This window comes from Shewanella eurypsychrophilus, from assembly GCF_007004545.3.
Lineage (GTDB): Bacteria > Pseudomonadota > Gammaproteobacteria > Enterobacterales > Shewanellaceae > Shewanella > Shewanella eurypsychrophilus.
The window spans coordinates 5,451,322-5,472,519 of record NZ_CP045503.2 but is presented as its reverse complement, the minus strand read 5'-3'; the positions used below and the strand labels follow the sequence as shown (position 1 = coordinate 5,472,519).

Genomic DNA, 21,198 nt, shown 5'->3' with positions numbered 1-21,198 from the left:
CAAACTATACGTATGTGTACTTGTCTGTAATTTTATGTAAAAAATCACGCATAAGATCACAATCTGTTCTATCGTCTCTGTTTAAATCTTCTTAGTTTGGTACTTTAGACATGTATTAAATATAAGGCTAAAGCAAGCAATGACGAAACTAGAGCGAGAATCACGATTATTAGAAGTCGCCAGAGAACTGATTCTTGAAGACGGTATGGTGTCGTTTAAATTTGCCGATATTGCCAAGCGGGCTGAGGTCTCTAGAGCTACCTTGTATAAGCATTTTTCAGGTAAAGAAGATGTGCTGGTATCTCTGTTTGTTCGTGATGCCAGCAATACGCGGCAGATGCTGGTAGATATTCAAGACTATGAGCCACTGAACGATCGTGAGAAATTGATCACCGCACTGCTTGCGCCAGTGTCTATCTCATCGGGCACTAAAAACCGCTTAGGGATCACTTTTCTTAGTGCCAACCCGGGTATCTATCTTTTTGCAGGCGAGAGTCGGCAGGAGGAGTTGGAGCGGATCATAGATCAACTGAGAAATATCCATACTCAGTTCTGGATGACCCCAATGAGAAAAGGCACACTGATCGCGACTCAGGAGCAACTCATTAAGGTGATGGCGGCGGTGTATCCCTATCAAAGAGGCTGTGTCCTCATTCCGCAAAGCATAATGACCTTAGGTAATCATATTAACCGCTCACTATTTGATGTGTATGAAAACTTAATGCTCTATACCGATAAGCTCGAGTGGCATGAAGATCATAAAGTAGTAGAATATGACAAGGTATTGAAGGCTATTGGCAAGTTTGAGCGTGAAAGCATGATCGCCTGCTAAACGAATATTAGAATTTAAATAATGAGCCGACCAAGTGTCGGCTTATTTGTGTCTGGCCGTAAATGTTTCTTCGTTAACAGTGACTCGGCTCAAGTATCAAGCTTCGCTCTAGTTCTGAAATCCATATCATTGAACATATTTAGAACCAATTATATCGAAAGTCAGTATTGCTATTGAGGCTAGGATTGTTACTTTAGCTGCTATTAATGGATTACTGACTTAGGGTTATCGATGAAGCTTGAGATGATTTGTACTGGTGAAGAGGTGTTAGCTGGACAGATAGTAGATACCAATGCAGCTTGGTTTGCTAATGCGCTTATGGAAAAGGGCATTGAGTGCCAGCGTCGCATAACCGTAGGTGACCGTTTAGAAGATTTAGTGGCTGTATTTAAAGAGCGTAGCCATGAAGCGGATATTATTATGGTTAATGGCGGACTAGGCCCAACCAGTGATGATCTCTCGACTGAAGCTATGGCTCTTGCTATGGGAGTGCCTTTAGTCGAAAACAAGGAGTGGCGTACTAAGCTCGAAGATTGGTTTAGCCGTAACTCAAGAGTGATGGCTAAGAGTAATTTGAAACAGACTCTATTACCCGAGTCGGCAATCATGATAGACAATCCTGTCGGCACTGCTTGTGGCTTTGCAGTTAAGTTAAATCGTGCCTGGTTGTTTTTTACACCGGGTGTGCCATTTGAGTTTAAGCGCATGGTAACAGAGCAATTCATTCCCTTTCTTGAAGAGAAGTTTACCGCTTCAAGTTCAGTTGCCTTAAAGAAGCTGCTGACATTAGGCAATGGTGAATCTGCACTGGAAGATAAATTAAGCGCTATTTCGCTGCCGGAAGGAGTGACGTTAGGTTACCGCTCTTACATGCCATATATCGAAATTAAACTCTTTGCCCGAGGCCCAAGAGCTATCGCTACGCTACCTGAAGTTGAATCAGATATTAAACAGTTACTGGGTAATGCTATCGTTGCCGAGAATGTGACGACATTAGACGAAGCCATTCACAATAAGTTGCTTAATTCAGGACTCAGCCTCAGCGTTGCCGAGTCTTGTACCGGCGGAATGATCACCAGTGGCTTGATTGCCTTTGCAGGAAGCTCAACCTATTTACACCAAGGGTTAGTGACTTATAGTAATGAGGCTAAGGTTAAAGTGTTAGGCGTGAAGCCTCAGACCTTAGATGATTACGGCGCTGTTTCTATAGCAACAGTGGAAGAGATGGCAAGAGGAGCTCGCAATATTCTCGATAGTGATTATGCCTTAGCGACAAGTGGTATCGCCGGTCCTGAAGGAGGCTCTGATGAGAAACCTGTTGGGACAGTGGCCATTGCACTTGCGACTAAATATGGTGTCCATAGCCAGATGTTGAAACTGCCCAGTCGTTCACGTGCATTGGTGAGAACATTAAGTACTGCAGTGGCTTATGACATGCTAAGGCGAGAGTTGCTCGATGAGGCTGTTATCGTCGATTACTCCTCATTTAGCCGATTTAGCAAGTAGAGAATACCTTTAAGCTTGCTATAACTGTGATAAAAAACGGTGCAATTGAGTTGCACCGTTTTGTTTTACCCTGCTTATTTTCGATGGGTATTATACCGATTGGTATTACTCATCAAAAATGAGTTTCAATTTGCCTGGCTTTACTTCAATGCGTTTAGTCATCTCTGCAATTAAGGCTTGATTTGATTCATCTGTATCTAAAACATAGACAGGTTGAGTTTCTAAAAACTGCGTTAAGAAGCGCATCAGTTGGGGAGAAAACTGCTTAATGGCTTTATCTAGATCTTTCGGGCTAGATTGTATGTCTACTAAGGTTAGATCTCTCAAATACACGCTATGATCTGTCGCGTCATACCAAGGTTTAGCCTCAAAGGTAGTATTTAATTCGGCTTTAAATGGCATTAAAGGGTTACGCACCTTGATGATGCTGATTGCCGATACCGACATCGTATCTGCTTTATGACCTAAGGTGACATCGATATTATTGATACGCATCTCTACGCCAAAGAATTTATTACCCTCTTTGATTTCAAAATGGATCTCATCGGATAAATAATTTTCTAATTCAGCTTCGCTAATGCTGTATTGACTGACACAGCCAGTCAATAACAGGAATAACGAAGGCAGAATGATCTGCCTTAGTCGTTTAATCAACCAGTGTTCCTCATGCCTGCTGCGACACCTGCAATGGTAAGCATTAATGCGAGCTCGACATTCGTTGAAGCATCTTCTTTTCGGGTACGGGCTAAAAGCTCAGCTTGCAGAAAGTTTAGCGGATCAATGTAGGGGTTGCGTAGGGTTACCGATTCCCGATTCCAAGGCGTGTGGGCCATTAGTGCCTCAGATTGAGTGAGGGCTAAGACCGCGTTGACACCTGTGGCTAGACGCTCACGTAATGTGTGACCTAAGTGATGTAGGTTTTCTGGCACTAAGCAGGTTTCGTAGTATTTGGCTAGATTAGGCTCGGCTTTAGCGTAAACCATCTCTAGCATAGAAATACGTGTTTTAAAGAAAGGCCACTCTTGCTCCATCTCTTGAAGTAAGGACATTTCACCTCTGTCACAGGCTGCTTGAAGTGCCTCTCCAGCCCCTAACCAAGCGGGGAGCATAAGACGATTTTGAGACCAGGCAAAGATCCAAGGAATGGCACGTAATGATTCAATACCCCCATCGACTCTGCGCTTTGCCGGACGACTACCTAATGGCAACTTCCCTAGTTCAACTTCGGGAGTCGCTGCGCGGAAATATGCGACAAAGTCAGGCTCTTCTCTAACGATCGAGCGATAAGCTTGTACTGATTCTTCAGCGAGTTTCTGCATGCACTCACGCCATTCAGGCTTTGGCTCTGGCGGTGGAAGCAAGGTCGCTTCCATGACTGCTGAGGTATACAGGGCTAAGCTTTGTACGGCAAGTTTAGGTAAACCAAACTTAAAGCGGATCATCTCACCTTGTTCTGTGACACGAATGCGTCCATCTACCGAACCTGGAGGTTGAGATAAGATTGCTTGGTGAGCAGGTCCGCCTCCACGGCCTATTGTACCGCCACGGCCATGGAATAAAGTCAGTTTTATATCGGCTTGTTTACTGATCGCAACGAGTTGTTCTTGTGCATGGTATTGAGCCCAGGCAGCCGCCATGACGCCAGCATCTTTTGCCGAATCTGAATAGCCAATCATCACTTCTTGATGACCTTTGGTGTATCCACGATACCAATCGATGGCGAATAGCGCCGTCATACAGCTAGAGGCATTATTCAGATCGTCTAAGGTTTCAAACAATGGCACCACACGCATAGGGTGCGGACAACCAGTTTCTTTTAGCAGTAGTAAAACAGTTAATACATCAGATGGCTTACTGGCCATAGAGATAACATATGAACCTAGAGCTTGTGCAGGCTGTGTTGCCACGAGTCGACAGGTGCTCACGACTTCGGCGACATCTGCGCTAGGCTGCCAATTGGTTGGAATTAGCGGGCGCTTACTGGTGAGCTCACGTAGTAAGAAGGCTTGTTTCTCATTTTCATCCCAGTGATTAAAATCACCCATGCCTAAGTAGCGAGTAAGCTCTGCAATGACATCACTGTGGCGTTCGGCATCTTGTCTGATGTCTAACCTGAGCATATGAATGCCGAAACAGGCTATACGACGGAGCATATCGAGTAATAGCCCATTAGCGATCAAGCTCATACCAGAATCAGATAGACTCTTGTAAAGCATCATCAGAGGTTCTTTCAGATCGCTTTCGTGCCAAATGATCAAGCTGCGATCGATTTCTGGATTATGACCTTCTAAACGTTCATTGAGGTAGTCGATTGTGTTTCTGAGTTTTTGTCTTATCTCTCTTAATACATCTCTATAAGGTTCGTGACTATTGTTAGTCAGTGCTAACAACTCATCATTGGCTTCTTCGACAGACAGTTCATTGACGAGTAACACGACATCTTTTAAATAGAGGCGAGCCGCAGTGTGGCGATTTCTGTCGAGCACTTCTTGAGTCACTTGTGCGGTGACAAAAGGATTGCCGTCACGATCGCCCCCCATCCAACTAGAGAAACGAACTGGCGCAATATCCGTTGGCAGTTGTTTGCCTGTACGCTCTTCAACTTGCTCATTGAGCTGACGTAAAAAGTCAGGAATGGCTTGCCAGAGAGAGACTTCGATTGTGCTTAAGCCCCACCTAGCTTCATCGACAGGGGTTGGACGTTCGTTGCGGATCTCATTGGTGTGCCAGATCTGTGCGATGAGCTGTCTTAGCCCCAGATGATGCTGTTTCTGTTCTCGTGCTGATAATTGTGGGTTTTCTAAAGCGGCAAGGCTGTCGATCACTGAAGAGTATTTTTGGATCAGTGTACGTCTGGATATTTCAGTTGGGTGAGCGGTTAATACCAGATCGATATCGAGTTCCTGTAAGCATTCGAGCATCTTCTCTTGATCGATACTGCTGCTTAATATTTTACCTAGCAGTTGTTCGACCGGATCGGGCACACAGACAAGCTCGTCACAGTTGCGACTAATGGTATGAAACTGCTCGGCGATATTCGCTAAATTCAAAAATTGGTTAAATGCTTTGGCAAAAGGAACAAGCTCATTGTCAGGAAGGGCTGTGAGTAGTTTAAGCATCTCTTCGCGCGCGGCTTCATCCCCTTGGCGAGAACTCTTTGCTAAATGACGGATCTGCTCAATCTTTTCAAGAAAGGCATCATCTAAATTGGTGCGTATCGTTTCACCTAAAATCTGCCCTAAAGTACCAACGTTGGACCTTAAAGACGCATACATATCAGCCATACTTACTCCATACCAAAATTTACGCTAATCAGCCACAATACCTAGCCTTCTGGGTTAAGGTCAACATAGAAGACTGAGATATTGTGAGCTTATGTGTGCCAAATCACTCTGGGCATGTAGTGAAACAGCCATAAATGATTTTTAGATAACTAGAGTGCTACTTTATACACGCGTGATAGATCAATTTTTTCAATAGCTCGACCGTTTGCTTTAAGTAAGCAGTGTCGAGAAACTCATCAGGTTGGTGCGCTTGTTCTATGCTTCCCGGGCCTAAGACCAAGGTCTGGCAACCGAGCTTTGAGATATAAGGTGCCTCAGTTGCGTAGTTAACAACTTCGGGAGCACTCGCTGATAACTCAGCAACTAATTGGCTCCAACTACTCTCTGCTTTGCCTGCGAAAGGTTCCGCTCCTGGATAAAGCGGTGCAACTTGTATACTGCCTGGATGCTGACTGCTAATCGGCTCAAGGTAATTAAGTACTAACTGCTCGAGCTCCTCTAGTGCCAAGCCAGGTAAAGGGCGGATATCGATATGCAGATCGCAACATCCACAGATGCGATTGGCGGCATCGCCACCATGCACATGGCCGAAATTCATGGTCGGGTAAGGCACACTAAAAGCCTCTTCGCGGTAATTATCAGCTAAATGCTGTTTAAGCTTAAGAAGCTGCCCCATCACTTGATGCATTATCTCTATCGCATTTAACCCTTTCGCTGGATCTGAAGAGTGGCCACTACGTCCTGTCACTCTTATTCCTTGAGTCAGGTGGCCTTTATGCATATAAACGGGTTTTAAACTCGTCGGCTCGCCGATGATAGCGTAATCGGGAGAGATAGATTTTGCTTCGGCAAATGCCTTAGCGCCATTCATTGTCGTTTCTTCATCGGCGCTAGCTAATATGTGTAGAGGACGCTTAAAATTCTGCAGTGGCATATCTTTTAAGGCCTCTAATATGAGCGCAAAAAATCCCTTCATATCGCATGTGCCTAAACCATACCAGCGGTTATCTTTCTCCGTTAGGGTGAATGGATCTTGGCTCCAGCGCCCTTCATCGAATGGCACTGTGTCTGTGTGGCCAGCGAGTAAGAGCCCACCGCTGCCAGCACCAAATGACGCGATTAAGTTGTGCTTAGCACGAGAATTCGCAACAGGTTGAACCTTACACTGAAAGCCTAAATCACCGAACCAAGTATGCAGTAGGTCGATGACACCTTGGTTACTCATGTCTTGCTCAACTTCCAGAGCGCTGATTGAGGGCGTAGCAATGAGCTGACTAAAAGTTGTTTTTAGATCCGGAACTGAGTTCATATCTCACCTGTAAAATATATATTCAAATATATTGCATAAATAGTTTGTTGTGATAGTCTAGCAAACAGCTAGAACGAGTACCAGAATACAGCGCATTTATTGAGAGTGAAAATGATTATTTCAGACGCTAAAATTAACAAAACAATCACATTAAAAGACTTCCTGCGACGATAAACTTGTCAACATTGGTGTTTCTGCCAGGGCTTAAGTTGTGCCCCCTCTTTTTATTTATATCGTTCAAACATTAAGAAGTCTTAGATTATGAAAAGCATTGCTATTATTGGCGCAAGTGGATACACAGGCGCACAGATCACCTCTCTCATCGATGCAGATGTAAACCTGAATATTCAAGGTTTGTATGTGTCAGAAAATAGTTTAGATAAAGGTAAGGCGTTATCTTCGCTTTATCCTATATACAGCCATATCTCGTTATCTCTATCGCCATTATCTCAAGAGGCGAAGGAGTTGATTGTCGACGAAGCCGATGCCGTTGTGCTAGCAACTGACCATGCAGTGAGCTTGCATCTGGCTGCCTGGTTTTATCAACAAGGGCTAGCAGTGTTTGATCTCAGTGGTGCTTATAGGTTCACAGACAAAGCACAATACCCGCAATGGTATGGTTTTGAACATGATTATCCTGAAGTATTATCGAAAGCTGTTTATGGTTTAGCCGAGTGGAATAGTGCTGAAATTGCAGATAGTAAAATGATTGCCGTCCCTGGTTGTTATCCAACAGCATCTCTGACTGCGCTCAAACCCCTAAGCCCTATGTTAACCAGTACACTTCCTGTGATTAACGCTGTGAGTGGTGTGACTGGCGCTGGTAGGAAAGCTCACCTCCATACTAGCTTCTGTGAAGTCAGTTTAACGCCCTATGGCGTCTTAGGTCATAGGCATCAACCTGAGATAGCGACTCAATTAGGGCAAGAGGTGATATTCACCCCACATCTAGGTAATTTCAAACGTGGCATTCTAGCGACGATTACGGTGCAACTTACTGCGGGAACGACAGAAGAAGATATTAAACAGGCCTATTCATTTTATGATGACGCCCCGCTAATCACGGTTAAACATAACCAATTCCCTAAAGTTGACGACGTCGTCAATACCCCCAACTGCCACCTTGGATGGAAGTTTGATCCTAAGACAGGTTACTTGGTGGTAGCGAGTGCCATTGATAACTTGATGAAGGGTGCAGCCAGTCAAGCTCATCAGTGCATAAAGATTCATTTTAAATACTAAATTGATAGATGAGTAGATAACAATGACAAACAGTAATAAAACCTTAGTGATAAAAGTTGGCGGCGCTCTGCTTCAGTGTGAAATGGGCATGGCAAGATTGATGGATACTGCCGCAAAGATGATTGCCAAAGGACAAAAATTGATACTCGTTCATGGCGGTGGTTGTTTAGTCGATGAGCAGCTTACTGCCAATGGCATGAAAACCGAAAAATTAGACGGATTAAGGGTGACACCCGCTGAACAGGTTCCTGTGATTGTTGGTGCCTTGGCGGGGACTTCAAATAAGCTGCTACAAGCCGCAGCGATAAAATCTGGTGTCACCGCTATCGGTATGAGTTTAGCTGATGGGGATATCATCACAGCAAAAATAAAGGATCACCGCTTAGGCTTTGTTGGTGAGGTGATGCCTAAAAATCCAAGTTATCTTGAGTTTATTTTATCTCAAGGTTGGTTACCTATCGTTAGCTCGATTGCTATTGATGAGTGTGGTCAACAGCTCAATGTTAATGCGGATCAAGCGGCGACTGTTTTGGCGAAGTTGGTCGATGGTCAACTGGTACTGTTATCGGATGTTTCCGGGGTACTCGATGGCAAAGGTCAGTTAATTAAAAGCCTCAATAGAGCACAGATAGAAGAGTTGACTCATATCGGTGTTATTGAGAAAGGCATGAAAGTAAAAGTTGAAGCGGCATTAGAAGTGGCTGAGCTGATGGGTCAACCGGTACAAGTAGCTTCATGGAGAAGTGCTGAGCAGTTAATTGCCTTGTCCAATGGGGAAGCTATCGGTACCCAGATAAAGCCGAACTAGTTTCAAATATAAATAGTCACAATCAGATTTGAGAAGGCAGCATAACGGCTGTTAAATAGCATTGAAAGGCCGGAGTTCGACGTTGGCCAGAGGAGATAAAAATGGACCACTTGTTATCAATTAAAGACCTGACTCAAGAGCAACTCAAAGAGCTACTGTCTCTTGCGAAGAAAATTAAAGCTAATCCAGCAGAGTACCGCCATGCGCTAGATGGTAAAAGTGTCGTTATGCTGTTTGAAAAGCCATCTTTGAGAACTCGAGTCAGTTTCGATATCGGCATTAACAAGCTAGGTGGACATTGTCTTTATCTCGATCAGCAAAACGGTGCCCTAGGCAAACGTGAGCCAGTTTCTGACTTTGCTGCTAACATTTCATGTTGGGCCGATGCGATCGTTGCCAGAACATTTTTGCATTCAACCATTGAAGGTCTTGCCGAGCATGGCTCTGTTCCTGTCATTAATGCACTGTCAGATCTTTATCACCCATGTCAGGGATTAGCAGATTTTCTGACTCTGTCGGAAAAGTTTGATGATGTCAGCAAGGTCAAGTTGGCCTACATCGGCGACGGCAACAATGTGACACACTCTTTGATGTACGGTGCCGCATTACTTGGCGCTAAGATGACGGTAGTGTGTCCTCAAGGACACTTCCCTGATGGTCAGGTTGTTGTTGAGGCACAAGAGATCGCTGCAAAACATGGTGGTGAACTGATTTTAACTTCAGATATCAATGCTATCGGTGAGCAAGATGCCATTTATACCGATACTTGGATCTCTATGGGTGACGGTACCGATATGGTGGATATCAAAGCTAAATTCGCTCCATATCAGATCAATACAGCTCTTATGGAGAAAGCAGGAGCTAATTACTTTATGCACTGTTTACCGGCATATCGTGAAGTGGAAGCCACAGCTGAAGTCGTTGATGGCGAAGGCTCGCTAATTTTACAGCAAGCAGAAAACCGTATGCACGCACAAAATGCAGTGCTAGTAACCTTGCTAGGCCAGTAATACCAAACGGTATAAAAGTCAGCCCAAAATTTTTATTTCGTTGATGTGTCGACGAAACAATATCCAGAATTAGGAAGTTAAGATGTCAATTACAGCAAAAAAAACAGATATAAAAAAAGTGGTTCTCGCTTATTCAGGCGGGCTGGATACCTCAGCAATTATTCCTTGGTTAAAAGAGACCTATGATAATTGTGAGATTATTGCTTTTTGTGCGGACGTAGGCCAAGGCGATGCTGAGCTCGAAGGTCTTCACGATAAGGCGATCGCATCAGGTGCCTCTGAGTGTTATATCGTCGATCTTAAAGAAGAGCTTGTTGCCGATTATATCTATCCGACTATTGCTACCGGTGCGATTTATGAAGGGACTTATTTACTCGGTACTTCGATGGCAAGACCTATTATTGCTAAAGCTCAGATTGAAGTCGCGCGTAAAGTCGGTGCCGATGCCGTGTGTCATGGTTGTACCGGTAAAGGTAATGATCAGGTTCGTTTCGAAGGATGTTTTGCCGCGTTAGCACCAGATTTAAAAGTGATTGCTCCATGGCGTGAGTGGGAAATGGTCAGTCGTGAAGATCTGCTCGATTATTTGGCCGAGCGTAATATCGAAACCACGTCTTCATTGACAAAAATCTACAGCCGAGATGCCAATGCATGGCATATCTCTCATGAAGGCGGTGAGTTAGAAGATCCTTGGAATGAGCCATCAAAAGGCGTATGGACTATGACTGTGGCGCCTGAAGATGCGCCTGATGCACCAGAATATCTAACGCTAGAGTTAGAGCAAGGCAAGATCACTAAGGTGAATGGCGAGTCACTCTCTCCTTATGCAGCGCTTATGGTGCTCAATGAAATTGCTGGTGCTCATGGCGTTGGCAGAATCGACATTACAGAAAACAGACTGGTCGGCATGAAGTCTCGTGGTTGTTATGAGACACCGGGTGGAACAGTGATGTTTGCGGCACTGCGTGCAATCGAAGAGCTAGTACTTGATAAAACCAGCCGTGAATGGCGTGAGCAAGTTGGCGCTCAGATGGCTCATCTTGTTTATGATGGCCGTTGGTTCACACCACTATGTGAGTCCTTGCTTGCAGCCTCTGAGCCACTCGCAAAATTAGTCAACGGTGAAGTGGTTATAAAACTTTATAAGGGACAAGCGCAAGCCGTTAAGAAGCGCTCTCCTAATAGCCTCTACTCTGAGGAGTTTGCAACATTTGGTGACGATGATGTCTATAACCAGAAAGATGCCGAGGGCTTTATCCGTCTTTATTCACTTTCTAGTCGTATTAGAGCGCTAAGCACTAAATAGCCTAATCATTTAACTTATAGAATTAAACGGGGCGCTAAGCGCCCCTTTTTTTACAGAATAGAGAGGAAGTCAGCATGGCATTATGGGGTGGCAGATTTAGCCAAGAAAGCAGCGCACTGTTTAAATTATTTAATGACTCTTTACCCGTCGATTACCGCTTAATTGAGCAAGATATTCTGGGTTCGATTGCCTGGGCTGCTGCGATTACTCAGGTCGGTGTCTTGACTCAAGATGAGTGCAATAACCTGCAGCAAGCCTTAAAGGAGCTGCTAAGTGAAGTAGAAGATAAGCCTGAGTTGATACTGGCGTCGGGTGCTGAAGATATTCACAGTTTTGTTGAGCAGTCTCTTATTGAAAAAGTGGGTGATCTGGGTAAGAAATTACATACCGGTCGCTCTCGTAACGATCAGGTTGCCACAGATCTTAAACTCTGGTGCAAGAAAGAAGGTCAGCAGCAGCTGGTATTACTACACAATTTGAAAAAAGCGCTGCTTGCATTGGCTGAAAGAGAGCTTGATGCCGTGATGCCTGGTTATACCCATTTACAGCGTGCTCAACCTATTGCTTTTGGCCACTGGTGCTTGGCTTACGTAGAGATGTTTGAACGTGATATTAGCCGTTTAGAGGATGCTCTGAAACGTGCGGATACATGTCCACTTGGCACTGGTGCACTCGCTGGCACAGCCTATCCGATGGACCGGTATAAATTAGCTGAGTCATTAGGTTTCTCTTCGCCGACTCTGAATAGCCTAGATACGGTGTCTGATAGAGACCACGTTGTTGAGATCTGTAGTGATGCCTCAATTAGTATGATGCATTTAAGCCGTATGGCGGAAGATCTTATTTTCTTTAACAGTGGCGAGGCTGGCTTTATTGACCTCGATGATGAAGTCACCTCAGGCTCATCATTAATGCCTCAGAAGAAGAACCCCGATGCTTTGGAGCTGATCCGTGGTAAGACTGGTCGAGTATACGGGAGCCTAATTGGCATTTTAACCACCATGAAGGCGCTACCACTGGCATATAACAAAGATATGCAGGAAGATAAAGAGGGCTTGTTTGACGTCATGGATAGCTGGGCTATCTGCTTAGAGATGGCGGCGCTGGTTCTTAGTGGTCTTAAAGTTAATCGTGAAAATACCTTAAGGGCTGCGCAGCAAGGCTATGCTAATTCTACCGAGCTGGCTGACTACTTAGTGGCTAAAGGAATGCCATTTAGAGAGGCGCACCATGTTGTGGGAGAAGTGGTCGTTAAAGCGCTAGCTGAAAAGAAACCTTTGGAAGATTTCGCGTTAGAGGAGCTGCAAGCTTTCTCCGCAATCATTACTGATGATGTTTATGCATGCTTGACCATCGAGTCTTGTCTTGCCAAGCGGGAAGCATTAGGTGGTACCTCACTGATACAGGTTCGTGCGGCACTCGCGAGTAAGCTAGCGCAATAAATGTTCAAACAGACAGTGATTAGAAAATATTTTTTTGTAATGTCAAAAATAAGTCACTAATTTTAAACATTTATACATTAAAAAAAGGCCCTTAAGTAAATCACTTAAGGGCCTTTTTTATTTAGTCGTATATGCTGTAAAAACGACGTATGTGAGTTATTGAAATAGCTCTTCAGCAGAATCATCGATGAATATATCGTTGGACTCTATCGCCTCTGTGGCAAACTCTTTAGGCTCAGTGCCTGAGACAAAATACTCAAATGAACTGGTGTAATCTGTTTTACGGCTTAACTTTCCAGTCGCCAGATCGATTCTTACTGAAACAATACCTTCTGGAGGAGTGCTAGGGATTTGAGCTGTTCCAGCGAGAGCGTTTTTCATAAACTCGTTCCAACCAGGACCTGCTGTCTTAGCACCTGCTTCTGCCGCTGAGATTTGATCTTTAGCACCATTCGCATTCCAACTCGTTCTGCCTAATTCTTTGCTATGGTCATCAAATCCGACCCAAACTGTGGTGGCTAGTTTAGGGTTGAAACCACTGAACCAAGTATCACGGGATTCATTTGTCGTACCTGTTTTACCTGCAATATCACGGCGTTTGACTACACGGGCGGCGCGCCAAGCAGTACCATTCCAACCAGTACCTTTACTCCAGTTACCGCCTCCCCAAATAACACTCTTTAGCGCTTCAGTGACTAAGAATGCGGTTTGTTCAGAGATTACCTGTTTGGCGTAACGGGCTTCGGGGCCTCCACAAGCCGGCACATCACTGATCTGCTCAGCTTGTCTAAACTCTTCCGCCATAGCGGCAAAAGGATCGTCATTTTTTTCAGTCGGAGTCGGGAGAGTCGGCGTGCAAGCCAACGTTGGATTTGATGTTTCTATGACAGTGCCATATGAGTCTTCAATTCTCTCGACAAAGTAAGGCTCTACCTTGTATCCGCCGTTAGCAAAGGTTGAAAATGCAGTCACGACTTGTAATGGTGTGACTGAGTTAGAGCCCAAAGCGATAGATTCATTTCTTGGAATATCATCGCGTTCGAAACCAAACTTAACTAAGGTATCGATTGCCATATTTAGACCGGTATAGCGCATTGTTCTTACTGACATTACGTTAATAGATTGTGCCAGTCCCATACGTAATCGAGTTGGCCCTGTATAGCGATCTGGTGAGTTTTTAGGGCGCCATGCAGTACCCTGTCTGGTGTCGGCATTGTTAATGGGTGCGTTATTGATTAAGGTCGATAGGGTATAACCTTTCTCAATAGCTGCAGTATAAATAAAGGGTTTAATATTCGAACCTAACTGACGTTTAGCTTGAGTCACACGATTATATTGGCTGGTATGGAAGCTAAATCCACCGACTAATGCTTGTATTGCTCCATTTTGTGGGTCGAGCGAGACTATGGCGCTAGAAACGATAGGTATCTGAGACAGTTGCCAGAAATCCCCGTTATTACGTAGCCAAACTTGCTCTCCTACAGTCAGAATTTCTGCAGCCGTCTTTGGCGCCTTGCCTTGTCGCTTATTGGTGATGAATTTTCGTGCCCACTTTAAGCCTTGCCATTCTACTTGTAAGGTTTCCCCAGCAGATGTGAAAAGCGTAGCGTTCTGGTCATCGATACTTATGACTGCTGCTGGCACTAATCCTTGAAAGGCTTTAGTTTGCTTAAGTCTAGTCATTAATGATGATGTTTCAAGTGGCGTGTCAGTCCATAACACATCAGTCGCTCCACGATATCCATGGCGTTCATCGTAGGAGTAAACGTTGTTTCTTAGGGCTTGCTGGGCATCTTTTTGGAGCTTAGAGTCAATGCTGGTGTAGATATTATATCCGCCAGTATATGCTTCTTCCTCTCCTAGCTTGTCGACCAGGTAGTCCCTTGCCATCTCTGAAATATAAGGCGCATATAAGGTTATTTCTGCTCCATGATATCTGGCTGAAACCGGTGCCTGAAGTGCTTCCTCATACTGAGTTTGAGTGATATTTTTCTTCTCCAGCATGCGGCTAAGAACCCAGTTTCGTCTATTGGTCGCTCTGCTTGGATTGCGTATAGGGTTTGCTGCCGATGGTGCTTGAGGCAGTCCGGCAATCATAGCCATCTCTGGCAGAGTCAGCTCATCTAACGTTTTACCATAATAAACCTGTGCAGCCGCTCCTATCCCATAAGCACGGTTGCCCAAAAAAGAACGGTTTAAATAAAGTTCTAAGATTTGTTCTTTTGATAAGGCTTTCTCGATTTTTATGGCTAGAAATATTTCTTTAATTTTACGAATGTAAGTTTTTTCTCGAGAAAGGAAAAATCCACGGGCCACCTGCTGGGTGATTGTACTGGCACCTTGGCTCTTCTTCCCTGTGGTTAGCAAAATGATCGCTGCTCGGGTTATGCCAATGGGGTCAATGCCATGATGTTCAAAGAAACGAGCGTCTTCGGTATCTAGAACTGCATCGATCAGTGTAGGTGGAACATCTTGAAAAGAAACAGGAATACGTCTTTTTTCACCAAATTGAGAAATGAGTTTGCCATCATCACTGTATATACGTAACGGGGTTTGTAACTTGACGGTTTTTAATGTGTTGACGTCAGGAAGATCTGGCAACACATAAAAATATGCTCCAGCAATAGCACCTATCGCTAAAAGAGCTAAGCTAAAAAGGGCAATGACAATACGTTTAAACCACTTCACCAGATGATTCCAATATTTATAACAGGGACAATAGTATATAAGGCGATAGCCTATTGGTGAAGTTAAAAATAGTTGTCAAAAAAATGGCAATTGTAAAACTATGAAACATTCTGTACAAATATCTATAACGAGTTGATTTTGTGCTAATCTAATTCCTGAAACTATAACAAAAAAGTGACTTTGGACTATGCTTTCGAAATTATGGAAGCGTCAGGCTCCGCAGATGGTTGGGATCGATGTAGGTTCTCACGAGATAAAGGCAATACTGCTGAGTAAGACGACTGACGGTTATAAAATTGTAAGTCATGCTGCAGTACCCGTAAAAAAGGGTGCCGTTAATGATCATGAAATCAGAGATAATGATGCAATTATTGAATCATTAAGGCTGGTGAAGCGTAGTCTTCCTAAAGGGACTAAGTTTGCTTCTGTTGCCGTTTCTGGTTCCGCAGTCATGACTAAAGTTATCTACATGGATGCGTTGCTTAGTGAAGAAGAGATGGAAGCTCAGATTGAAATTGAAGCTGACAACTTGATCCCCTATTCTTTAGATGAAGTCAGTATTGATTTTGAAACCTTAAGTACCAATAGCACCGACCCGACAAAGGTTGATGTATTGCTTAGTGCATGTCGTACAGAAAATATTGATGCACGAGTCGATGCGCTAGATGGCATTAACTTAGAGACTAAAGTTGTTGATATTGAAGGGTATGCCTTAGGTCGATCTTTTGAAATTGTCGCGGCGCAATTGCCGGGAGAAGCTGAAAATAAGGTTGTGGCTTTAGTCGATATCGGAGCCAATATCACCACGTTTGCCGTCGTTGAAAATGGTGAAACTAGCTTTATTCGAGAGCAGGCCTTTGGTGGAGAACTGTTTACTCAATCTATACTATCATTTTATGGCATGTCTCATGAACAAGCTGAAAAGGCTAAGTTGGAAGGTGACCTCCCACGTAATTATATGTTTGAGGTGCTATCTCCTTTTCAAACTCAGCTTCTACAGCAAATTAAGAGAACGCTGCAAATTTACTGTACTTCTAGCGGCAAAGATAAAGTCGATCATATAATTTTATGTGGTGGAACATCGAAATTGGAAGGTATGGCTAATTTGCTGACAAATGAATTAGGTGTTCATACCATAATAGCCGATCCATTTCAGGGGTGTTTACATGCCGATGATGACGTGAAAGAGCTGTTACATCCTAATATCAGTAAATATATGGTGGCTTGTGGCTTAGCGCTGAGGAGTTATTCTCAATGGCGAACATAAATTTATTACCTTGGCGCGAAGAAGCCAGAGAGAAACAAAAGAAAGATTACATAGGTTTACTAGCGTTAGTTTTTTTAGTGTCATCCTTGGTGGTTTATCTTTCGTTGGGGTTCGTCGAGATGATGACGGACAACCAAAAGTCTAGAAATGCATATCTGCAATCGGAAATTAGTCTGCTTGAAAAACAGATTTCTGAGATAAAAGAGATAAAGACCAGAAAAAGTGATATTGAACGACGCACTGAAATTATACTGAATCTTCAGCAGTCTAGGAACTTGCCCACTCATGTATTGGATGAGCTTGTGAGAGTTGTTCCACCAGGGATATACCTTTCAAGTATCGAAAAGAAAGGTAGCTTATTGTGGATCGAGGGGCGTAGTGAGTCCAATAATAATGTCGCCAATATGATGAGGAAAGTGAAGACATCATTGTGGCTACAAGATCCCAATATGCAGTCTATTGTCTCGCAAAGTGAAGAACTCAGACAGTTACAGCGATTTAGCTTAAAAGTGACAATAAAAGAAGTTGAAATTGAAACGGTCCAAGGAGCGAGTAAATGAACCTCGATTTGGAGCAGTTTAATGATATAGATTTTGAAAATGTGGGCGGATGGCCACCACTGGTTAAAATAGTATTTGCGGCTTTATTAGCAGTCTGTATTTTTGTGGCAAGTTACTTTCTATTTGTTTCTGACGCAATAGATGTACTCAATAGAGAGCAAAGGGCTGAAGTTACACTCAAAACTGACTTTAAATCAAAGTATCAGTTGGCTGCAAATTTAAAGCTATATCGTGAACAACTTGCCGTAATGGAAGTGCAATTTGCTGAATTACTTAAGATGCTACCCTCTCAAAATGAGATGCCTGGCTTAGTCGATGATCTCACTTTTGTCGCCACTGATTCAGGTTTGAAGATTGATAGTTTGGATTGGCGTGAGGAGATCCAACGAGATTTTTATATTGAATTTCCTATCGGCATGTCGGTTAGTGGTGAGTATCACGAGTTAGGGCAATTGGTGAGTGAAGTCGCTAAATTGCCACGCATTGTGAGTTTGCATGATTTCGTCATTAAGAAAACCGAAAGTGGCGCCTTAGGCATGGAGATATTAGCCAAAACATATCGCTTTAAAGAGGGGGCTCAATTGCCTCCGGAAACGGCAAAAGTAGGAGGAAAATGACGATGAGATTTATTTTTACTTGTTTCTCTTGTCTTTTTTTAACAGCTTGTGTTGGCGACCGCAGCGATTTAGAGTTATTTGTTACCACGACGAAGGCGCAACATGTTGCACATATTCCGCCTTTAAAGGAAACGCCAAAGTTTGAACACTTTGTCTATCAAGCTGATTTGATGCGTAGCCCATTCGTTCCTCCTTCGAGAGAATTAACTGAAGAGGTTATTGATACGACGAAAAATTGTACCCAGCCCGACCTTAAAAGACGTAAAGGGCGCTTAGAGACGTATGCACTGGATAATCTAAAAATGCGCGGAACTCTAAGTGAGTCCGAGTCGATATGGGCCTTAGTTGAAACTAATGATGGTAGCGTTTATCGATTAGGTATTGGTGAGTATTTAGGGCTTTATAATGGCCGTATAGCTAAAGTTACTCAGCAAATGGTCGAAATTATTGAATTAATACCAGATGGTTCTGGTTGCTGGACTGAAAGGTTGAGCAACATGGAACTTTCTGGCGGATAACAAGCGAAGGATGAGGGAATAATGGAATCTTCTGCCGCGATAAAAAACTTTTTAAATGTGTCTAATTTTGCCAGAACTTTTGGTGCTTTTGCCTTAATTATAAGCGCTTCCTATGCTTCGGCTGAAAATCGTTTGGTGGATATTAAGTACCACTCAGTTGTGGATCATCAGCTAGAATTACAATTAATTTTTGAAAATGAAGTTACGTCTCCGGAAATTGATCTTAATGCTTCACCGGCTCAAATCATTCTAGGTTTTAGCGAGAGTGTTTCAGGATTAGAAAAAGACAGTCTTCCTGTGAATACTGTTGGCGTCGAAAATATAAATGTGACTCAGGTCGATGGCATGATGCGAGTTATGGTCGCATTAAATAAAGTCAAAGCCTATAAAGGAAAGCTGGTTGGTAATACTTATAACCTGACTATTAATGACGAAGTGGCAGAGCGAGGCGAGACTGCTGCAAATCCATTTATTAATGGCATTAAAAATATTGATTTTCGTCGGACATCGGAAGGTGGTGGAGAATTACTGGTTCAGCTGAACAACAGAACGGTTGCTGCCAATGTACAGCAGGTGGGCTCTAAATTAGAGTTGCAACTGTACAATACTGATATCTCTTCAGATTTTTTATATGTTATGGACGTTCAGGACTTCGCTACACCGGTTCGCAGTTTTGAAACCTTTAAAGAAGAGATGACCACTCGAGTCGTGATCGATATATCTGGCCAATATGAATTTAATTATAAGCAGGAAGGAAGTCTATTTCGGCTTAGTATAAAAAAATCCGAGAAGTTAAAAGTTGCAAAAGAAGAAAAAAAATATGACGGTCGCTCTCTTTCTTTGAATTTTCAGAGCATCTCAGTGAGAACTGTTTTGCAAATTATTGCCGATTATAACAACTTTAATCTAGTCACTAGCGATACCGTTGAAGGGGATATAACCTTACGCTTAGATGATGTACCTTGGGATCAAGCGCTGGATCTGATTCTACAGACTAAAGGCCTAGATAAGCGCATCGAAGGTAATATATTGATGATCGCCCCTAGCGAAGAGTTAGCCATTCGGGAGAGCCAGCAGCTAAAGAATCAGCTGGAAGTAAAAGAGTTAGCGCCATTATATTCTGAATACCTACAGATAAATTATGCTAAAGCCTCTGATATCGCTGAATTGTTGAAGAGTGAAGATTCGAGCCTGCTGACTTCTCGGGGAAGTGCAGCCGTCGATGAGCGTACCAATACTCTGTTAGTCAGAGATACCGAAGAGACGTTAGAGAATGTACACCGGCTAATCGAGGTGCTGGATATTCCCATTCGTCAGGTCCTTATCGAGGCTCGAATGGTGACTGTGAAAGATGATGTTTCCGAAGACTTTGGTATCCAATGGGGGATAACTGATCAGCAAGGTGATAAAGGGACTTCAGGTAGCTTAAAGGGGGCGGAGGATATAGCTAACGGACTTATCCCCGCCTTAGCTGATAGGTTAAATGTAGCCTTACCTGCACCTGCTGGAGCTGCCAGTATTGCATTTCATGTGGCTAAGCTTGCTGATGGTACAATACTCGATATGGAGCTAAGTGCTTTAGAGCAAGAGAATAAAGGTGAGATCATCGCCAGTCCGCGAATTATGACCTCGAACCAGAAGGCGGCATACATAGAGCAAGGTGTTCAGATCCCATATGTGGAGTCGAGCTCGAGCGGTGCGTCTACGGTTAGCTTTAAGAAGGCAGTTTTGTCACTGCGGGTGACACCGCAAATCACTCCGGATAATCGGGTGATATTGGATTTAGAGATCACTCAAGATTCTCAAGGTAAGGTGGTTGCTACGCCTCTGGGTGAAGCCGTTTCTATCGATACGCAGCGAATCGGTACTCAGGTGCTCGTGGACCATGGAGAAACCATAGTCTTAGGTGGGATTTATCAACAAAATTTGATCAGCCGTGTGAGTAAAGTACCTATATTGGGCGATATCCCCTTCGTAGGTTTTCTTTTCAGGAGCACTTCAGACAAGAATGAAAGACAAGAGCTCTTAATTTTTGTTACACCCAAAATTATTTCTGAAGAGCTCTAAGACGCAGCTGTAACGGGGAGAAAACCAGTAATTACTATGCTGGTTTTTTCTTGCCTAAAGACTAATTTTACAATATGTGTGTCACATAGCTTGCCTTAGGTGGGGTTTAACTGAGATAATCAGCGGTCAAGTCTCATTAGAGCAAGGTAACAATTTAGGTCGATTTTATTTTTCGAGTCGACATCGACAAACTTCATATAAGATTTAGATGTAAAGCAATGGCTGAGAAACGTAATATTTTTCTAGTAGGCCCTATGGGGGCTGGTAAAAGCACAATAGGCCGTCATCTAGCACAGATGCTGCACTTAGATTTCCACGATTCAGATCATGAAATTGAAAAGCGCACTGGTGCTGATATCGCGTGGGTTTTTGATGTAGAAGGCGAAGAAGGCTTTCGAGTTCGTGAAACTCAAGTTGTCGCAGACTTAACCGAGAAACAAGGTATTGTTTTAGCGACGGGTGGCGGTTCAATTCAAAGTAAAGAGATACGCAATAACCTCTCTGCCCGAGGTATTGTTGTCTATTTAGAAACCACAATAGATAAGCAAGTAGCTCGTACGCAGCGAGATAAGCGTCGTCCACTATTGCAGGTAGATGACCCAAGAGAAGTCCTGGAAAATCTTGCTGCTAGTCGTAATCCTTTGTACGAAGAGATTGCCGACGTCATAGTAAAAACTGATGAGCAAAGTGCAAAAGTTGTTGCGAATCAGATTATTGAACAGTTAGGTTTTTAGGCGGAAAA

The 21,198-nt window shown here is 43.5% G+C and carries 17 protein-coding genes; 13 read left to right on the top strand and 4 right to left on the bottom strand.

Annotated elements, in window-relative coordinates; all coding sequences use genetic code 11:
• Positions 1-139: 139 nt before the first annotated feature.
• Both FM038_RS23470 and FM038_RS23465 read left to right on the top strand, forming a co-directional pair.
• Entirely contained in the window at positions 140-832 is a 693-nt protein-coding gene (locus tag FM038_RS23470) for a TetR/AcrR family transcriptional regulator (RefSeq protein ID WP_142873547.1), read from the top strand.
• Positions 833-1,063: 231 nt separating this feature from the next.
• Positions 1,064-2,338 carry a CinA family nicotinamide mononucleotide deamidase-related protein gene (locus tag FM038_RS23465; protein ID WP_142873585.1) on the top strand — a complete coding sequence of 425 codons (1,275 nt, stop codon included), beginning with the start codon at positions 1,064-1,066 and terminating at the stop codon, positions 2,336-2,338.
• Between the two features lie 105 nt (positions 2,339-2,443).
• On the opposite strand, the gene FM038_RS23460 is transcribed toward FM038_RS23465, so the two are convergent.
• The 3 genes from FM038_RS23460 to argE all read right to left on the bottom strand — a co-directional run bounded on the left by FM038_RS23460 (position 2,444) and on the right by argE (position 6,931).
• The gene (locus FM038_RS23460) at positions 2,444-2,989 is read right to left on the bottom strand and encodes a YceB family lipoprotein (protein WP_142873584.1); all 546 of its coding nucleotides are present in this window, start codon (positions 2,987-2,989) and stop codon (positions 2,444-2,446) included.
• On the bottom strand, positions 2,989-5,622 hold the full coding sequence (gene ppc, locus FM038_RS23455) for a phosphoenolpyruvate carboxylase (RefSeq protein ID WP_142873586.1): 2,634 nt from the start codon (positions 5,620-5,622) through the stop codon (positions 2,989-2,991). Before ppc ends, FM038_RS23460 begins: the two co-directional genes overlap by 1 nt.
• A gap of 157 nt (positions 5,623-5,779) precedes the next feature.
• Entirely contained in the window at positions 5,780-6,931 is a 1,152-nt protein-coding gene (gene argE / locus FM038_RS23450; protein WP_142873587.1) for an acetylornithine deacetylase, read from the bottom strand.
• 261 nt (positions 6,932-7,192) lie between these two features.
• Between argE and argC the strand changes: the two genes are divergently transcribed.
• The 5 genes from argC (at position 7,193) to argH (ending at position 12,739) form a co-directional block, all read left to right on the top strand.
• Positions 7,193-8,173, top strand: coding sequence for an N-acetyl-gamma-glutamyl-phosphate reductase (gene argC / locus FM038_RS23445; RefSeq protein WP_142873588.1), 981 nt, complete (start codon positions 7,193-7,195; stop codon positions 8,171-8,173).
• A 22-nt stretch (positions 8,174-8,195) separates the two neighbouring features.
• Positions 8,196-8,981 carry an acetylglutamate kinase gene (argB, locus tag FM038_RS23440; protein WP_142873589.1) on the top strand — a complete coding sequence of 262 codons (786 nt, stop codon included), beginning with the start codon at positions 8,196-8,198 and terminating at the stop codon, positions 8,979-8,981.
• Between the two features lie 101 nt (positions 8,982-9,082).
• Entirely contained in the window at positions 9,083-9,991 is a 909-nt protein-coding gene (locus FM038_RS23435; RefSeq protein ID WP_142873590.1) for an ornithine carbamoyltransferase, read from the top strand.
• 82 nt (positions 9,992-10,073) lie between these two features.
• Positions 10,074-11,297 carry an argininosuccinate synthase gene (locus tag FM038_RS23430; protein ID WP_142873591.1) on the top strand — a complete coding sequence of 408 codons (1,224 nt, stop codon included), beginning with the start codon at positions 10,074-10,076 and terminating at the stop codon, positions 11,295-11,297.
• Positions 11,298-11,371: 74 nt separating this feature from the next.
• The gene (gene argH, locus FM038_RS23425; RefSeq protein ID WP_142873592.1) at positions 11,372-12,739 is read left to right on the top strand and encodes an argininosuccinate lyase; all 1,368 of its coding nucleotides are present in this window, start codon (positions 11,372-11,374) and stop codon (positions 12,737-12,739) included.
• A 156-nt stretch (positions 12,740-12,895) separates the two neighbouring features.
• Here the strand turns inward: argH and FM038_RS23420 are convergent, their stop codons facing one another.
• Positions 12,896-15,427 carry a penicillin-binding protein 1A gene (locus FM038_RS23420; protein WP_142873593.1) on the bottom strand — a complete coding sequence of 844 codons (2,532 nt, stop codon included), beginning with the start codon at positions 15,425-15,427 and terminating at the stop codon, positions 12,896-12,898.
• Between the two features lie 187 nt (positions 15,428-15,614).
• Here FM038_RS23420 and FM038_RS23415 point away from each other — a divergent pair, with 187 nt between their 5' ends.
• From FM038_RS23415 to aroK, 6 genes are all read left to right on the top strand, one after another.
• Positions 15,615-16,694 (top strand): pilus assembly protein PilM, encoded by a 1,080-nt coding sequence (locus FM038_RS23415; protein WP_142873594.1) that lies wholly within the window; start codon positions 15,615-15,617, stop codon positions 16,692-16,694.
• Complete coding sequence (locus FM038_RS23410) at positions 16,682-17,254, top strand: PilN domain-containing protein (RefSeq protein WP_142873595.1); 573 nt, start codon at positions 16,682-16,684, stop codon at positions 17,252-17,254. The genes FM038_RS23415 and FM038_RS23410 overlap by 13 nt, the downstream gene beginning before the upstream one ends.
• A complete protein-coding gene (locus FM038_RS23405) occupies positions 17,251-17,871 on the top strand; it encodes a type IV pilus inner membrane component PilO (RefSeq protein WP_142873596.1) in 621 nt (206 codons plus the stop codon). The genes FM038_RS23410 and FM038_RS23405 overlap by 4 nt, the downstream gene beginning before the upstream one ends.
• 2 nt (positions 17,872-17,873) lie before the next feature.
• Positions 17,874-18,389: a pilus assembly protein PilP gene (locus FM038_RS23400; protein ID WP_142873972.1), complete on the top strand. Its 516-nt coding sequence runs from the start codon at positions 17,874-17,876 to the stop codon at positions 18,387-18,389.
• A 21-nt stretch (positions 18,390-18,410) separates the two neighbouring features.
• Positions 18,411-20,456, top strand: a complete 2,046-nt coding sequence (locus tag FM038_RS23395) for a type IV pilus secretin PilQ (protein ID WP_142873597.1) — start codon at positions 18,411-18,413, stop codon at positions 20,454-20,456.
• Positions 20,457-20,674: 218 nt separating this feature from the next.
• Complete coding sequence (aroK, locus tag FM038_RS23390; protein WP_142873598.1) at positions 20,675-21,190, top strand: shikimate kinase AroK; 516 nt, start codon at positions 20,675-20,677, stop codon at positions 21,188-21,190.
• Positions 21,191-21,198: the final 8 nt, after the last annotated feature.

Excerpts from the sequence above, each read along its gene's own strand:
- FM038_RS23470 (WP_142873547.1), top strand. The coding sequence starts at position 140 with ATGACGAAACTAGAGCGAGAATCACGATTATTAGAAGTCGCCAGAGAA.
- FM038_RS23465 (WP_142873585.1), top strand. The coding sequence starts at position 1,064 with ATGAAGCTTGAGATGATTTGTACTGGTGAAGAGGTGTTAGCTGGACAG.
- ppc (WP_142873586.1), bottom strand. The coding sequence starts at position 5,622 with ATGGCTGATATGTATGCGTCTTTAAGGTCCAACGTTGGTACTTTAGGG.
- argE (WP_142873587.1), bottom strand. The coding sequence starts at position 6,931 with ATGAACTCAGTTCCGGATCTAAAAACAACTTTTAGTCAGCTCATTGCT.
- argC (WP_142873588.1), top strand. The coding sequence starts at position 7,193 with ATGAAAAGCATTGCTATTATTGGCGCAAGTGGATACACAGGCGCACAG.
- argB (WP_142873589.1), top strand. The coding sequence starts at position 8,196 with ATGACAAACAGTAATAAAACCTTAGTGATAAAAGTTGGCGGCGCTCTG.
- FM038_RS23435 (WP_142873590.1), top strand. The coding sequence starts at position 9,083 with ATGGACCACTTGTTATCAATTAAAGACCTGACTCAAGAGCAACTCAAA.
- FM038_RS23430 (WP_142873591.1), top strand. The coding sequence starts at position 10,074 with ATGTCAATTACAGCAAAAAAAACAGATATAAAAAAAGTGGTTCTCGCT.
- argH (WP_142873592.1), top strand. The coding sequence starts at position 11,372 with ATGGCATTATGGGGTGGCAGATTTAGCCAAGAAAGCAGCGCACTGTTT.
- FM038_RS23415 (WP_142873594.1), top strand. The coding sequence starts at position 15,615 with ATGCTTTCGAAATTATGGAAGCGTCAGGCTCCGCAGATGGTTGGGATC.
- FM038_RS23410 (WP_142873595.1), top strand. The coding sequence starts at position 16,682 with ATGGCGAACATAAATTTATTACCTTGGCGCGAAGAAGCCAGAGAGAAA.
- FM038_RS23405 (WP_142873596.1), top strand. The coding sequence starts at position 17,251 with ATGAACCTCGATTTGGAGCAGTTTAATGATATAGATTTTGAAAATGTG.
- FM038_RS23400 (WP_142873972.1), top strand. The coding sequence starts at position 17,874 with ATGAGATTTATTTTTACTTGTTTCTCTTGTCTTTTTTTAACAGCTTGT.
- FM038_RS23395 (WP_142873597.1), top strand. The coding sequence starts at position 18,411 with ATGGAATCTTCTGCCGCGATAAAAAACTTTTTAAATGTGTCTAATTTT.
- aroK (WP_142873598.1), top strand. The coding sequence starts at position 20,675 with ATGGCTGAGAAACGTAATATTTTTCTAGTAGGCCCTATGGGGGCTGGT.